At 66.6% G+C, this 14,530-nt stretch carries 13 protein-coding genes; 3 read left to right on the top strand and 10 right to left on the bottom strand.

What is annotated here, in order from left to right; all coding sequences use genetic code 11:
* Window positions 1–2: 2 nt before the first annotated feature.
* Genes ACNFCH_RS23260 through ACNFCH_RS23250 form a run of 3 tightly spaced genes read right to left on the bottom strand, consistent with a single transcriptional unit; the run spans window position 3 to window position 2,647 of the window.
* Window positions 3–587, bottom strand: a complete 585-nt coding sequence (locus ACNFCH_RS23260; RefSeq protein WP_337158481.1) for a TetR/AcrR family transcriptional regulator — start codon at window positions 585–587, stop codon at window positions 3–5.
* A 15-nt stretch (window positions 588–602) separates the two neighbouring features.
* Complete coding sequence (locus ACNFCH_RS23255) at window positions 603–1,451, bottom strand: 3-hydroxybutyryl-CoA dehydrogenase (protein ID WP_416744055.1); 849 nt, start codon at window positions 1,449–1,451, stop codon at window positions 603–605.
* Between the two features lie 11 nt (window positions 1,452–1,462).
* Window positions 1,463–2,647, bottom strand: coding sequence for an acetyl-CoA C-acyltransferase family protein (locus tag ACNFCH_RS23250; RefSeq protein ID WP_337158480.1), 1,185 nt, complete (start codon window positions 2,645–2,647; stop codon window positions 1,463–1,465).
* Between the two features lie 169 nt (window positions 2,648–2,816).
* Here ACNFCH_RS23250 and ACNFCH_RS23245 point away from each other — a divergent pair, with 169 nt between their 5' ends.
* Entirely contained in the window at window positions 2,817–3,833 is a 1,017-nt protein-coding gene (locus ACNFCH_RS23245) for an AraC family transcriptional regulator (protein ID WP_337158479.1), read from the top strand.
* 6 nt (window positions 3,834–3,839) lie between these two features.
* Here the strand turns inward: ACNFCH_RS23245 and ACNFCH_RS23240 are convergent, their stop codons facing one another.
* Window positions 3,840–5,369: a catalase gene (locus tag ACNFCH_RS23240; protein ID WP_337158478.1), complete on the bottom strand. Its 1,530-nt coding sequence runs from the start codon at window positions 5,367–5,369 to the stop codon at window positions 3,840–3,842.
* Window positions 5,370–5,477: 108 nt separating this feature from the next.
* Window positions 5,478–5,915, bottom strand: a complete 438-nt coding sequence (locus ACNFCH_RS23235) for a carboxymuconolactone decarboxylase family protein (RefSeq protein WP_070575245.1) — start codon at window positions 5,913–5,915, stop codon at window positions 5,478–5,480.
* 224 nt (window positions 5,916–6,139) lie between these two features.
* Between ACNFCH_RS23235 and ACNFCH_RS23230 the strand changes: the two genes are divergently transcribed.
* Window positions 6,140–6,598, top strand: a complete 459-nt coding sequence (locus ACNFCH_RS23230) for a nucleoside deaminase (protein WP_337158477.1) — start codon at window positions 6,140–6,142, stop codon at window positions 6,596–6,598.
* Window positions 6,595–7,788 (top strand): cyanate transporter, encoded by a 1,194-nt coding sequence (locus ACNFCH_RS23225; protein ID WP_337158476.1) that lies wholly within the window; start codon window positions 6,595–6,597, stop codon window positions 7,786–7,788. Before ACNFCH_RS23230 ends, ACNFCH_RS23225 begins: the two co-directional genes overlap by 4 nt.
* On the opposite strand, the gene ACNFCH_RS23220 is transcribed toward ACNFCH_RS23225, so the two are convergent.
* The 5 genes from ACNFCH_RS23220 to ACNFCH_RS23200 all read right to left on the bottom strand — a co-directional run bounded on the left by ACNFCH_RS23220 (window position 7,781) and on the right by ACNFCH_RS23200 (window position 14,473).
* The gene (locus tag ACNFCH_RS23220) at window positions 7,781–9,214 is read right to left on the bottom strand and encodes a PLP-dependent aminotransferase family protein (protein WP_416744050.1); all 1,434 of its coding nucleotides are present in this window, start codon (window positions 9,212–9,214) and stop codon (window positions 7,781–7,783) included. The genes ACNFCH_RS23225 and ACNFCH_RS23220 overlap by 8 nt on opposite strands.
* A gap of 312 nt (window positions 9,215–9,526) precedes the next feature.
* Window positions 9,527–10,750: a glycolate oxidase subunit GlcF gene (gene glcF, locus ACNFCH_RS23215; RefSeq protein WP_416744048.1), complete on the bottom strand. Its 1,224-nt coding sequence runs from the start codon at window positions 10,748–10,750 to the stop codon at window positions 9,527–9,529.
* A gap of 9 nt (window positions 10,751–10,759) precedes the next feature.
* A complete protein-coding gene (gene glcE / locus ACNFCH_RS23210) occupies window positions 10,760–11,812 on the bottom strand; it encodes a glycolate oxidase subunit GlcE (RefSeq protein WP_337158473.1) in 1,053 nt (350 codons plus the stop codon).
* Window positions 11,812–13,311 carry a glycolate oxidase subunit GlcD gene (gene glcD, locus ACNFCH_RS23205; protein WP_416744046.1) on the bottom strand — a complete coding sequence of 500 codons (1,500 nt, stop codon included), beginning with the start codon at window positions 13,309–13,311 and terminating at the stop codon, window positions 11,812–11,814. Before glcD ends, glcE begins: the two co-directional genes overlap by 1 nt.
* 187 nt (window positions 13,312–13,498) lie before the next feature.
* Complete coding sequence (locus ACNFCH_RS23200) at window positions 13,499–14,473, bottom strand: PDR/VanB family oxidoreductase (RefSeq protein ID WP_337158471.1); 975 nt, start codon at window positions 14,471–14,473, stop codon at window positions 13,499–13,501.
* Window positions 14,474–14,530: the final 57 nt, after the last annotated feature.

Raw genomic sequence — 14,530 nt, 5'->3', positions numbered from 1 at the left:
GATTAGCCCAGCGTGCGCTCCAGGGCGCCGAGCAACAGGCTTTGCATCAAGGCCAGGCCCTGGTCGCTGTCCAATCCACGGCCACGTAGCAGACCGGGCAATTGGTTGAGCAAGGTGGCCAGCACATGCCCGGTGGCCGCCAAGGCCTGGCCTTGCAGCCGGGCCTGTGGCGCGATCAGGTGCAGCAGGCCTTTTTCGTACCGCGCCCGCGCAGCGGCCAGGCGGGCTTGCTGCTCTTCGCTCAAGCAGCAGACGTCGCGCTCGGCCAGGCGAAACTGCAAGGGGCGCTCCTCGTGCAACTGCCAATGCGCGGCAATCAGGCACGGCAGCACTGCCTGGCCACGGGCGAGGGCCCGCCGGCCCTGATCGAGGGTCGCCTGCAGCTCTTCGTACAACTCTTCGATCAAGTCGTACAAAAGGTCCTGCTTGCTGGGGAAATGGTGGTACAGCGAGCCTGCGGTCAGGCCCACATGCGCCGCCAACTCGCGCATGCTGACCTGGCCAAAGCCTTTTTCGGCAAAGAGCGCCATGGCCTTGTCGCGGCGCTCTTCGAAGCTTGCACAGCGTAGGGCGGCAGTGACTGGCATGGCGCTCGCTCCCGATCAGTAGGTGAAGAAACCGCGACCGCTCTTGCGCCCCAGGTAGCCGGCGGCGACCATTTCCTTGAGCAGCGGGGCAGGGCGGTACTTGCTGTCGTTGAAGCCCTCGTGGAAGGCCTCCATGATCGCCAGCAAGGTGTCCAGGCCGATCAGGTCGGCCAGGGCCAGCGGGCCGATCGGCTGGTTGCAGCCCAGACGCATGCCGGTGTCGATGTCCTCGGCACTGGCCAGGCCTTCCTGGCGGACGAAGATCGCCTCGTTGATCATCGGCACCAGGATGCGGTTGACCACGAAGCCTGGGCGGTTGCCGGCGGTGATTGGCGTCTTGCCCAGTTTCTCGGTGACCACCAGGGCCTGGGCGTAGGTGCTGTCGCTGGTCTGCAAGCCGCGGATGATTTCCACCAGGGCCATCATCGGCACCGGGTTGAAGAAATGCACACCGATGAAGCGCTCCGGATGCTCGATGCTGGCGGCCAGGGCGGTGACCGACAGCGAGGAGGTATTGGTGGCGATCAGGCAATCATTGCCGACGTTGGCCGCCACTTGCTTGAGGATGCGCTGCTTGAGCTCGAGGTTCTCGGTGGCCGCCTCGATCACCAGTTGCGCGCCGCCCAGGTCGGCATAGTCGGTGCTGGTGCGGATGCGGGTCTTGGCCGCCTCGGCCTTGTCGGCCTCCAGCGTGCCTTTGTTGACCTGGCGCTCCAGGTTCTTGCCCAGGGTGGCCACGCCACGCTCCAGGGCCGCCTGCGAGACGTCGATCAGCAGAACCTGGTAACCGGCCACCGCGCACACCTGGGCAATGCCGTTGCCCATGGTGCCGGCGCCGATCACGGCGATGTGTTGAATGCTCACGTTCAGGCTCCTCAGACGCGCTCGAAGACAACGGCGATGCCTTGGCCGCCGCCGATGCACATGGTGGCCAGGGCGTAACGGCCCTGGGTGCGCTGCAGTTCATGGATGGCCTTGGTGGCGATGATCGCGCCGGTGGCACCGACCGGGTGGCCGAGGGAGATGCCCGAACCGTTCGGGTTGACTTTCTCCGGGTCGAAGTCCAGGGCGCGGGCGACGGCGCAGGCCTGGGCGGCGAAGGCTTCGTTGGATTCGATCACGTCCAGGTCGTTGATGCTCAGGCCGGCTTTTTCCAGCACCTTCTGGGTGGCCGGGATCGGGCCCAGGCCCATCAGCTCCGGTTCGACGCCAGCGTGGGCGTACGCCACCAGGCGTGCCAAGGGCTTGAGACCGAGGCGGCGAACCGCGTCACCGGTGGCCAGGACCAGGCCGGCGGCGCCGTCGTTGATGCCGCTGGCGTTGCCGGCGGTGACGCTGCCGTCTTTCTTGAATACAGGCTTCATACCGGCCAGTTGCTCGGCGGTCACGTCGGCGCGCACATGCTCGTCGGTGGCGAATTGCACGCTGCCTTTGCGGGTCTTCAGCTCGATCGGGACGATCTGACTGGCGAAGCGGCCTTCGGCGATGGCACGGGCGGCGCGGCGCTGGCTGGTCAGGGCCAGTTCGTCCTGCATTTCGCGGGTGATGCCATGCTTGGCGGCGACGTTTTCGGCGGTGATGCCCATGTGGAAGTGCTCGAAGGGGTCCTGGAGCACGCCAACGGTGTAGTCGATGCCCTGCAGGTCGCCCATGCGCGCACCCCAGCGGGCTTGCGGCAGCAGGTAGGGGCCACGGCTCATGGATTCGGCACCTGCGGCCAGGGCCACGTCGGTGTCGCCCAGCAGCAGGGTCTGGGCTGCCGACACGATGGCCTGCAGGCCCGAGCCGCACAGGCGGTTGACGTTGAAGGCCGGGGTTTCCTTGGGGACGCCGGCGTTCATCGAGGCGACGCGGCTCAGGTAGGCATCGCGCGGCTCGGTCGGGATCACCGTGCCCATGACCACGTGGCCGATATCGCTGGCGGCCACGCCCGAGCGCTCGATGGCGGCGCGGGTGATGGCACTGGCCAGGTCTGCCAGCGGCAGGTCCTTGAGGGATCCGCCGAAACCACCGATGGCCGAACGGACTGCACTGACGACGTAGATTTCTGCGTTGCTCATTGAGGGCTCCGATTGCGAAGGCATGGCGGGACCGGCACAGGCTCTGCGAGAATGGCCGGCATTCCCGGAATGGACCGAGTCTAGGCAAACGCCCAGGCCCGGCCTATGCCGGATCTGTTCAGTAAACCTGGCATTTTTTGCCACCCAGCATAGACAGTGAAAACCAGCCATGCGCGATAGCGATTCGGTCGCGGTGTATTTTCTCAACGCCATGCTCCATGCCCTGCGCGAGCGCCCCGCCGAGCGCGATGCCTATCTGCGCGGCGTGGGGATCGACCCGGCACTGCTCGAGCAGCCCCAGGCCAGGGTGCCGGCCAAGGCGTTCGCCCAGCTCTGGCTGGAGCTGATCCATGTGCTGGACGATGAGTTCTTTCACCTTGACAGCCATGGGATGCCCATCGGCAGCTTCGCGCTCATTTGTCGTGGGTTGATCCAGGAGCCCACCCTGGAAAAGGCCTTGCGCCAGTGCCTGGGTAACTTCGCGCTGTTCATGCGTGACCTGCGCGGGACCTTTTCGGTGCGCGGCGGGCGGGTGGTGATCAGCGTGCACTCGAGCATCGCCGACCCGTTGACGCGGGTCTATGCCGAGGAAACCTACCTGGTGCTGGTGGTCGGTTTATTGTGCTGGCTGGCCGGGCGTCGCATCGCCATCGATCGCACCGAGCTTGCCGTGGCGCGCCCTGCCCAGGAGGACGACACCTTGCTGTGGGGCCCGGACCTGCGCTTGGGCAGCGGGCGCACGGAGGTGGAGTTCGACAGTGCCTACCTGCGCTTGCCGGTGGTGCAGGACCTGGCTGCGCTCAAGACCTTCCTGCGCAGCGCGCCCCAGGGGCTGGTAATTCGCTTTCGCAATCAGAACGGCTTGGCGGCCGTGGTCTATCGCCACCTGCGTGCCCGGCGTTACGGCCAGTGGCCGACACTCAACGCCATGGCCGAGCAGCAGGGCCTCAGTGCCAGCACCTTCCGTCGGCAATTGGAGCGCGAGGGGCGCTCCTACCAACAGATCAAGGATGAAGTGCGCCGGGCCATGGCGTTCGAGCGGTTGCGCGAAGGGGTGCTGAGCATCGCTGAAATCGCCGAGCAGACGGGCTTTCAGGAGCCCAGTGCCTTCCATCGCGCGTTCAAGAAATGGACCGGTTACAGCCCGGGCAGCTACCGGGCGCGATTGGCCGATCGCACCCGCTAGACGCTGTCAGTCGCGCAGCTCGCGTGCCAGCGCCTTGACCCGGGTGAGGTCACCCTTGGCGACTTTGGCGACGCGCTTGCCATAGTCGGGGTCAGCTTTGTAGAGGAACGACAGGATGATGTGCTTACTGTCGTCATCGGCCCCCGCCAGGGACTGGCCAAAACTGTTCACCAAATCGCGCTTTTCCTGCTTGCTATAGGAGCGGTACAGCTCACCGGCCTGCTTGAAGTTCTGCTCCCGCGCGATCCCCTGTTGCTGGGTGCTGCCTGTCAGCGGCAGTTGGCTGTAGCGGGCCGACGCTGGGGTGGTGCGTGGCTGCAGACGGCTGGGCTCGTAGTTGACCATGCTGCGGGTGCGGCCGTTGTCATGGGCACCGTCCTGGTTGCCGTTGTTCACGGCGGCCCGTGGCTGGTTGATCGGCAGGCTGGCCGCATTGGCGCCGACCCGGTACATCTGGGTGTCGGCGTAGGAGAACAGTCGACCTTGCAGCAGGCGATCCTCGGAGGGTTCGATACCGGGAATGAGGTTGGACGGGGCCAGGGCAACCTGCTCGGTTTCCTGGAAGAAGTTGCCCACGTTGCGGTTGAGCACCATCTGGCCTACGTGCCGCTCGGGCACATTGGGCCAGATCTTGGTCGGGTCCAGCGGATCGAAGTCGAAGCCTGCCAGCTGTTGGGGCTTGAGTGTCTGGATGTACAGGTCCCATTTGGGGTGTTCGCCACGGCCAATGGCAGCCACCAAGTCATGGGTCATGTGGCTGAAGTCCTGGCCCTGGATGCGTTCGACTTCTTTGGGCGTGAGGTTCTCGCGGCCTTGCAGGCTTTTCCAGCGGAACTTCACATAGGTGATGTCGCCCTTGGCATTGACGAACTTGTAGGCATGTACGCTGTTGCCGTCCATGTGCCGGTAGCTTTTGGGTGTGCCCTCGTTGGAGTACAGCAGGGTGAGGGTGCGGGTGGCCTCGGGCATATGCGAGAACAGGTCGAAGCGGCGGGCGTCGTTGCCCAGGTTGGTGCGTGGGTCGGGTTTGAAGGCGTGGACCATGTCAGGGAACTTGATCGCATCGCGGATGAAGAAGGTCGGGAAGTTGTTGCCGACCAGGTCCCAGTTGCCGGTGCTGGTGTAGAAACGGGTGGCGAATCCGCGAGGGTCGCGCAGGGTTTCCGGCGAATGCAGACCGTGGACCACCGAGGAGAAACGCACGAATACCGGTGTCTTCTCACCCGGCGTGAACAGCGGGGCCTGGGTCAGGGCGGAGAGGTCCTCGAACGCGGTGAACTCGCCATGGGCACCGGTGCCGCGGGCATGGACGACGCGTTCTGGAATGCGCTCGCGATCGAAACGTTGCAGCTTCTGGATGAGCTGCACATCCTGGAGCAGCACCGGGCCGCTGGCACCGGCGGTCTGCGAGTGCTGGTTGTCGCCAACCGGGGCGCCATTGTCGCGGGTCAGGGGGGTGGCGTGCAGGGTGGTGCTGGCAAGCAGCGTCGCTCCGAGCAGGCTCCCGACGAGGCGGGTGGGTCGGGTTGCGGGCATGGATAGGTACCTGAAGGCTAATGAACGGGGGATCGATGCTATGGGGTACACATCCATGCTTCAGTCGGAGCGAACGCTATTTGTCGTGGCTGTTTTCAGGGCAGGGCGTCAGGCCGGGACCATGGCAAAGCCCACGCCGAAGCGGTTCCAGGCATTGATGGTGGCGATGGCCAGGGTCAGGTTGGCGACTTCGGCGGGTTCGAAGTGTTCCAGCAGGGCTTCGTACTCCGGTTGCGGCGCGCCACGTTCAGGCAGGCGGGTGAGGCATTCCAGCCAGGCGAGGGCGGCTCGTTCGCGTGGGGTGAAGTAGCGGGTTTCCTGCCAGGCGCAGAGGGTCTGCAGGCGGGCCTCGGTCTCACCGGCCTTGCGCGCATCATTGGCGTGCATGTTGACGCAATAGGCGCAGCCATTGATCTGCGAGGCGCGCAGGCGCACCAGCTCGAGCAGGGAGTTTTCCAGGCCGCTGTTGGCCAGTGCCTGTTCCAGGCCGATCATGGCTTTGTAGGCTTGCGGGGCGTGCTTGGCCCATTCGATACGTTCGTGCATTGCTGACTCCGATGTGAGGGTAATTTGCCGGCGCTGGGGCAGCGCTCTGGCCTTGGACATACGTTAGCGCTTGGGCACGAACGGCCCGATAGCCAATCCCGCACTTTGCCAGGAGGCCAATCGGTCTATTCAGGTGGCCACTGACCTGCATCCAATCTCTTCATTTTTGCTGGCGCTGCCGAGCCGCGATAATGAACGGGTCTTGCACCAAGAGATTTCCTACGATGTCCGATGAACGTTTCATGCGCGAAGCCCTCGATCTGGCCCGCGCCAATATCCAGGCCGGCGGCCGGCCGTTCGGCGCCGTGCTGGTGTACCAGGGGAAAGTGCTGGCGCGTGCCGTCAATGAAATCCACAGCACCCAGGACCCGACCACCCACGCCGAGATGCAGGCGATCCGCAAAGCGGCCCAGGCCTTGGGCCAGGCGCGTCTGGACGGCGCCGAGATCTACGCCAGCGGCCATCCCTGCCCGATGTGCCTGGCTGCCATGCACCTGTGTGGCATTGAGCGCGCCTGGTTCGCCTACGACAATGACGAGGGCGAGCCCTATGGGCTGTCGACCGCGGCGGTGTACGCGCAGATGACCCGCCCGCCTCAGCAGCAAAGTCTGCCCCTGCGACCGCTCAAGCCTGCCGGCGAGGCCGACCTGTACCTTCAATGGAAGCAGGCGCACCAGCCATGAGAGGCGCATTGAACTTGTTGCTGGTGCTGTTGCTGGCGCTGAACCTGCGGCCGATCCTCACCAGCATCGGCCCGCTGCTCGAACCGATGCGCGCGAGCACAGGCCTGGGCTACCAGCAGGCTGCACTGCTGACAGCCTTGCCAGTGCTGTGCATGGGCCTGATCCCATTGCTGCAACCCTGGCTGCGGCGTTGGCTGAGCGAGCATGGCGGCATGCTCATGGGCCTTGCGGCGATCGCCCTGGCCTGCCTGTGGCGTTTGCAATTGAACAGCGCTTGGGCGCTGATCGCCAGTGCGGTGCTGGCCGGCCTCGGCGTGGCCGTGGTCCAGGGCATGATGCCGGGGCTGGTCAACCGTTGGTTCCCCACGCGTCTGGCGACCACCATGGGCTTGTATTCGGCGGCGTTGATGAGCGGCGGCGGCCTGGCGGCGGTGCTAGGCCCCTCGATCAGCGCGGCGACCGGACGCTGGCAGGTGGGCCTGGGCGTCTGGGCCTTGCCGGCGGTGCTGGCGGTGCTGGCCTGGCTGGTGCTACGACCACGGCACAACACGCCGAAGCTCGCCGGTGGCGGGGGCGGGCATTGGTTCGGCAACCGCCGGGCCTGGCTGCTGGCCAGCTACTTCGGGCTGATCAATGGCGGCTATACCAGCATGGTGGCGTGGTTGCCGGCCTACCACATAGAGCATGGCGGTACTGCGCAGGGTGGAGGCGAGCTGGTTGGTCTGATGACCATCTTCCAGGTTACCGGTGCCCTGGGGCTGCCGCTGTTGCTGCGCAGCCTGGCGGACCGTCGGCCTGGCCTGTGGCTGGCGCTGTCGATCCAGCTGGGCGGCTTTCTGGGCCTGCTGCTGGCGCCGACCTTGGCCATGGGCGTGTGGGTGGCGATGATCGGCCTGGGCTTGGGCGCCTGCTTCAGCCTGAGCCTGACCTTGACCCTGGAGCATCTGCGCAAGGACCCTGCTCAAGCTGGGAGCCTGGCCGCATTCGTCCAGGGCATCGGCTTCATCATCACCGGGATCATTCCCTACCTGACCGGCTGGCTGCGTGATGTCACTGGCGACTTCCAGGCCTCCTGGACCTTGCTCACCATCACCGTGGTGGCGATGCTGCTGGTGACGGCGCGCTTCGCCCCGCGCGGCTATGTCGCCGCCATCGCTCGCCCCGGTCATCCGGTCCCTGCCGTCAACTGAGGCCTTGCAGGGTGTCGCGCACGCGATCCAGCGCGGTGTCGATATCCAGCAGCTCGATGGCCCCAAACCCGAGCAACAGCCCCGGACGTACCGGGGCTTCGCTGAAGAAGGGGGCCAACGGGTAGAGGCCGACTTCCACCTTGCGCGCCAGGTTGACCAGCCTCCCCACGTCCACACCGGGGCTGGACAAGGCGCTCAAGTGGAAGCCGGCGTTGGCCGGAACGGCTGTCAGCCACGGCGCCAGGTCCCCGTCCAGGCGGGCCAGGATCCGCTCCCGGCGGGCGCTGTACACCTCATGGCAGCGGCGAATGTGCTTGTTCAGATGCCCTTCGCTGATGAACCGCGCCAGCGCCCATTGCTGCAGGCTCGGGCTGTGCCAGTCGGTCAGGTGCTTGGCCACGCACGCCGCGCGCAGCACGCTTGGTGGCAGCACGGCATAGCCCAGGCGCAGTTCTGACAGCAAGGTCTTGGAAAAGGTGCCCACGTAGGCCACCAGCCCCTGGCGGTCCAGCCGCTGCAGGGCATCGCTGCCCGGCCCCTGGTAGCGGAACTCGCAGTCATAGTCGTCCTCGATGATCAATGCCCCCAATTCGGCGGCCCGCGCCAGCAGGGCGGTGCGACGCCGTTCGCTCATCGGCATGCCCAGCGGGAACTGGTGGGACGGCGTGACGTAGATCAGCCGGGTACCGTCGGCGATCTGCTCGACGCACATGCCCTCATCGTCCACCGGCACCGATTGCAGGCGCGCGCCCAGGGCCAGGAACAGCTGACGCGCCGGTGGGTAGCCAGGGTCTTCCATGGCCACTTGGCAGCCGGGCTCGATCAGTACACGGGCGATCAGGTCCAGCGCTTGCTGGGCGCCGTTGCACACCATCACATCCGCCGCGCTGCAGTGCACGCCACGGGCGAAGGCGATGTGGTGGGCGATGGCTTCGCGAAGTTCGGGCAGGCCCTGGGCATCGAACTGCCGTTGGGTGTGGCGCTGGCTGCGACGCAGGGCGTACTGCAGGCAACTACGCCACTGATCGAACGGGAACTGCGCCTTGCTCGATGCGCCGCCGACGAAGTCATAGCGCGATGGGCTGTCCAGGGCTGATCGGGAGAGCACTGTGGCGCGCTGCTGCCAGCGCTCTACGGATGCGGCGGCGGCCAGGGGAACGGCCTGGGCCTGTTGGGTGTGCAGCGGGCGTTGCGGGGTCACGAAGGTACCGCGACCGACCACGCCGCTGAGCAGGTTGTCGTAGGTCAGGCGCGAGTAGGCTTCGGCGACGGTCTTGCGGGACACGCCCAGTTGCTCGGCAAGCAGGCGGGTGGGCGGCAACTGGGTGCCGGCGGCCAGGTGACCGCTGTCGATGCCGGCGCGCAGTTGCTGGTAGAGCTGGTCGGCCAGGCCTTTGCGGCCTTGCAGGCGGATGTGCAGTTCCATGGGGCTGTCCGGGGTGGTGAGAGCTCAAGCTTCGGGTTTTGTGGGGCGTGCTGCAAGGGGCAGCAGGTGTAGATCCGCTGCGTTGACAGGTGCGGCGCGGGGGCTGTGGGGGGGCGGAGCAGATTGCGTGGTGGATGGCACCGGCGTTGCCGTTGTTCGCGGGTGAACCCATTTCTTAAAAGGTCACCGCCAGCCTTGTGGGAGCGGGTTTACCCGCGAAGCAGACGACGCGGTGGATGGCACCGGCGTTGCCGGTGTTCGTGGGTGGACCTGCGCCTACAGGGAACAACGTCAGCCGTGCGAAAGGTGAGGCTAGGTTTCTGGCAGAGCGGCATCGACGATCTCGACCCAATGTCGCACCGGTGTGCGACCGGCGCTGTCCAGGTGCGCCTGGCAGCCGATGTTCGCGGTGGCGATGAGTTGGGGATTGCCGCTCTCCAGGGCCGCAAGGCGATGGTCCCGCAGTTGGCGCGACAGCGTGGGCTGGGTCAAGGAGTAGGTCCCGGCCGAGCCGCAGCACAAATGGCCGTCCGGCACCGGGGTGAGGGTGAAGCCCAGGCGTGTCAGCAACCGCTCCACCGCACCGCCGAGCTTCAGGGCGTGCTGCAGGGTGCAGGGGCAATGAAAGGCCAGGCGCTGTTCGGCGCACAGGCCCAGTTGGTCGAGGGGCTCGGCCTGCACCACTTCCACCAGGTCCCGGGCCAGCGCGCTGATGCGGGCGGCTTTGGCGGCGTAGCGCGGGTCGTTTGCCAGCAGGTGGCCGTAGTCGCGCACGAAGGCGCCGCAACCACTGGCTGTCTGCACGATGGCTTCGGCGCCGGCTTCGATGGCTGGCCACCAGGCGTCGATGTTGCGCCGGGCTCGGGCCAGGCCTTGTTCCTGGGCATTGAGGTGGTAGTCCACCGCGCCACAACAGCCGGCTGCGACCACCGGCTGCACACTGATCCCCAGGCGATCCAGCAGACGCGTGGCCGCGGCGTTGGTATTGGGCGAGAGGGCGGGCTGGACGCACCCTTCGAGCAGCAACACCCGCCGGGCATGCCGTGGGGCGGGGCGCTGGCCGGGGTCGGCGATCCGGGCAGGCAGTTTGGCCTTGAGCGCACTTGGCAACAGCGGGCGTAGGGCCTGACCGCTGCGGGCCAGGGCCTTGAACAGCGAAGGATGCGGCACCACGGCGCGCAGGCCCAGGCGCAACAGACGCTCGCCCAGCGGACGGGGAACCTGTTGCTCGACCACGGCGCGACCGATGTCCAGCAGGTCATGGTATTTCACGCCCGAGGGGCAGGTCGTTTCGCAATTGCGACAGCTCAGGCAGCGGTCCAGGTGCAGTTGGGTGCTGGCGCTGACCGGTTCGCCCTCAAGGACCTGCTTGATCAGGTAGATGCGCCCGCGTGGGCCATCGAGTTCATCGCCAAGCAACTGGTAGGTGGGGCAGGTGGCGGTGCAGAAGCCGCAGTGCACGCAACTGCGCAAGATACGTTCGGCCTCGTCGCCGCGTGGCAGGCCCTTGGCGGCCTCGCTCAGGTTGGTTTGCATGGCGTGGCCTCACAGGTCCTGGTACAGACGCCCAGGGTTGAAAATGCCCTGGGGGTCGAGTTGCCGCTTGAGGGCGCGGTGGTAGCGCATCAACGGGGCGGGCAGCGGGGGTGTGCTGTCCTCGCCGGGCGCATAGGCGCTGGCATGACCGCCGATGTGGGCCACTTGCGCACGTATTTGCTCTGCCGTGGCCGACGACTTCAACCAGCGCTGGGCGCCGCCCCAGTCGATCAGTTGCCGGCCGGGCAGTGCGAGCGGGCCCGTGGCGGTAGGCACCGAGAGTCGCCACAGCGGCGCTGGGTCGTCGAAAAAAGCCAGGCGTTGTTCGCGCAGCGCTTCCCAGAAGTGGCTTTCGACCGCCTCGCCGCCTAGCCGCTGGCGCGCTGATGACACCGAGCCTTCACCGCCCTCCAAGCGCAGATAGAGCGCCTCGCCGTCGTGGCACGCGGCGCTGATCGGTAGCGGTTGCTGGCCCCATTCGGCGAGCGCGTCCAATGCCTTGCGCGGGCTCACTTCCAGGCGCAGGCTCATGCATTGACGTGGCCGCGGCAGCACCTTCAACGACACTTCAGTGAGCAGGCCCAGACAGCCGAAACTGCCGACCATCAGCCGCGAAATATCGTAGCCGGCCACGTTTTTCATTACCTCGCCGCCAAAGCGCAGCAGCTTGCCATGGCCGGTGATGACGCGGGTGCCGAGTACGTAGTCGCGCACCGCTCCGGCCCAAGGCCTGCGTGGCCCGGACAGGCCGGCGGCGACCATGCCGCCGAGGGTGGCGTCCGGGCCCAGGTGGGGCGGCTCGCAGGGCAGCATCTGGCCAGCCTCGTGCAGCGCCGCTTCGACCTCACGTAGCGGCGTGCCGGCGCGGGCGGTGAGGACCAGTTCGGTAGGGTCGTAGTGCACGATGCCGCGGTGGCTGCGGGTGTCGAGGACTTCTCCCGCCACGGGGCAGCCGAGCATGGCCTTGCTGTTGCCGCCCTGGATGCGCAGGGGCGTGTCCATCGCCAGGGCCTGATTGACCTGCTCGAGCAGGCCCTGGCTCGTGTCGCGGTCCGGGCTCATCAGAAACGCTCCAGGTCAGGAAAGGGCAGTTGGCCCTGGTGTACGTGCAGGGCGCCGAACTCGGCGCAGCGGTGCAGCGTGGGGATGTTCTTGCCGGGGTTGAGCAGGCCTTTGGGGTCGAACGCGGCCTTGACCGCATGGAACAGGGTGATTTCGTCTGCGTTGAACTGGGCGCACATCTGGTTGATCTTTTCGCGCCCGACACCGTGCTCGCCTGTGATGCTGCCGCCGACCGCCACGCACAGCTCCAGGATCTTGCCGCCGATGGCCTCGGCGCGCTCCAGCTCGCCGGGGCGGTTGGCATCGAACAGGATCAGCGGATGCATGTTGCCGTCGCCGGCATGGAACACGTTGGCGACCCGCAGGCCGTGCTCTCTGGACAACTCGGCGATGCCCCTGAGCACCCGGGGCAGTTCGCGGCGTGGGATGGTGCCGTCCATGCAGTAGTAGTCCGGCGAAATGCGCCCCACCGCTGGGAAGGCATTCTTGCGCCCGGCCCAGAAACGTACGCGTTCGGCCTCGTCGCAGGCCAGGCGCACGTCGCCCGCGCCGGCCTGGCGCAGGACGGCGGCAACGCGTTCGCAGTCCTCCTGAACATCGGACTCCACACCATCGAGCTCGCACAGCAGGATCGCTGCCGCCTCCACCGGGTAGCCGGCGTGGATGAAATCCTCAGCGGCGCGGATGGCCAGGTTATCCATCATCTCCAGGCCGCCCGGGATGATGCCGGCGGCGATGATGTCGGCGACCGCGCCGCCGGCTTTCTCGACGCTGTCGAAACTGGCCAGCAGCACCCGCGCCACCTGGGGCTTGGGCAACAGCTTGACGGTGACTTCGATGACAATGCCGAGCATGCCTTCGGACCCTGTGAACAGCGCCAGCAGGTCGAAGCCGGGGCTATCGAGGGCATCGCTGCCGAGGGTCAGGTGTTCGCCTTCGATGGTGAGGATGTCGACCTTGAGTAGGTTGTGCACGGTCAGGCCGTACTTGAGGCAGTGCACGCCGCCAGCGTTTTCGGCGATATTGCCGCCGATCGAGCAGGCGATCTGCGATGAAGGGTCCGGCGCGTAGTACAGGCCATGGGGGGCCGCCGCCTGGGAAATGGCCAGGTTGCGCACGCCTGGCTGGACCCTGGCGTAACGCCCTTGCGGGTTGACCTCCAGGACGCGGTTGAAGCGCGCCATCACCAGGAGGATGCCCTGGGCCAGAGGCAGGGCGCCGCCGGAGAGCCCCGTGCCGGCGCCGCGCGCCACCACCGGTACGCCGCGTTGATGGCACAGGCGCAGCAGGGTCTGGATCTGCTCGAGGCGTTCGGGCAGCACCACCAGCAGCGGCACGGTGCGGTAGGCGGACAGGCCGTCGCATTCGTAGGGCTTTAGGTCCTCGGCACGGTGGAGGATTTCCAGGTCCGGCAGGGCGTCGTGCAGGGCCGCCAGCAACGCGGGCTTGTCCACGCTGGGCAGGGGGGCATCGAGGCGTTCGTCGTACAGAATGCTCATGGCGTCGGCTTCACGCCCTTCGGGGCGCTTCGAGACGGCTGCAGGAGCAGGTCGGGGGAAGTAGGGAGCGGCAGCAGGGCAGTAAGGTGGGGCGGGTAAGGCAGGGGCATGGGCTGGTCTCTTGTTCTTGTTCGTCAAGAGACCAGCCTAGACCACCGCGCCGAGGTCGCCCGGCGTACGCGGGGTATTACAGGTCGAGCACCAGGCGCGCGCTGCGGGCGCGCGAGACGCACAGCATCATGGTCTGCTGGGAGGCCTTCTCCTCGTCGCTCAGGTACTGGTCGAAATGCTCGGCCTCGCCTTCGAGGATCGCGGTTTCGCAGGTGCCGCACACGCCTTCGCGGCACAGGCACTCGACCTTGGCGGCCTTGGACTTCTCGATGGCCTGGAGGATGGTCATGCCTTCCTCGACCTGCAGCTCGGTCCCGGACTTGGCCAGTACCACGGTGAACGCAGCACCGGCGGCGGGCGCGGCGGCGGCGAATTGCTCCCAGTGCACGCGCGCGTCATCGATACCTGCGGCGGCGGCGGTGGCGATGACCGCGTCGATCAGCGGCTTGGGGCCGCAGACGTACAGGTGCGCGTCATCGGCCAGGCCCGCGCACAGGCCGGCCAGGTCCAGCTTGCGGTCCAGGCTGTCGATGTAGAAGCGGGTGCTTTGCGCATGCGGGCCGCTTTCCAGGTCACCCTGGAAGGCGCCGTGCTCCGGTGCGCGGAAAGCGTAGTGCAGCTCGTAGGGGGTATCGCTGCCTTCGAGTTCATGCAACTGGGCCAGGAACGGGGTGATGCCGATGCCGCCTGCGATCAGCACGTGGCGGCCCGCCGCAGGGTCCAGGGCGAAGAGGTTGTTGGGGGTGGAGATGGTCAGTTCGGTGCCCACCTCGACCTGGTTGTGCATGAACGCCGAGCCGCCCTTGGATTGCTCTTCCAGGCGCACGCCGATCTGGTAGTGGGCCAGGTTCCGTGGGTCGCTCATCAGCGAGTAGGCATTGCTGAACTGGTTGCCGCAGGCCGACTGCATCTGCACGATGACGTGGCTGCCGCCGGTGAAGGCGGGCAGGGTGGCGCCGTCTTCGCGGGCCAGGGTGAAGCGCTTGATCAGCGGCGTGGCCTGTTCCACGTCGGTGACACGCACCTTGAACATTTCGTATTGCTTGGCCATGGTTCACCTCGACTTGCAGATCACGCGGCAGGCCCTGCCGCGTGGCACAGATGCTGG

Origin of the sequence: Pseudomonas sp. NY15354 (assembly GCF_048068075.1) — a bacterium.
Lineage (GTDB): Bacteria > Pseudomonadota > Gammaproteobacteria > Pseudomonadales > Pseudomonadaceae > Aquipseudomonas > Aquipseudomonas guariconensis_C.
Note: the sequence above shows the minus strand (reverse complement) of the source record. Positions and strands in the feature narration are given on the sequence as shown.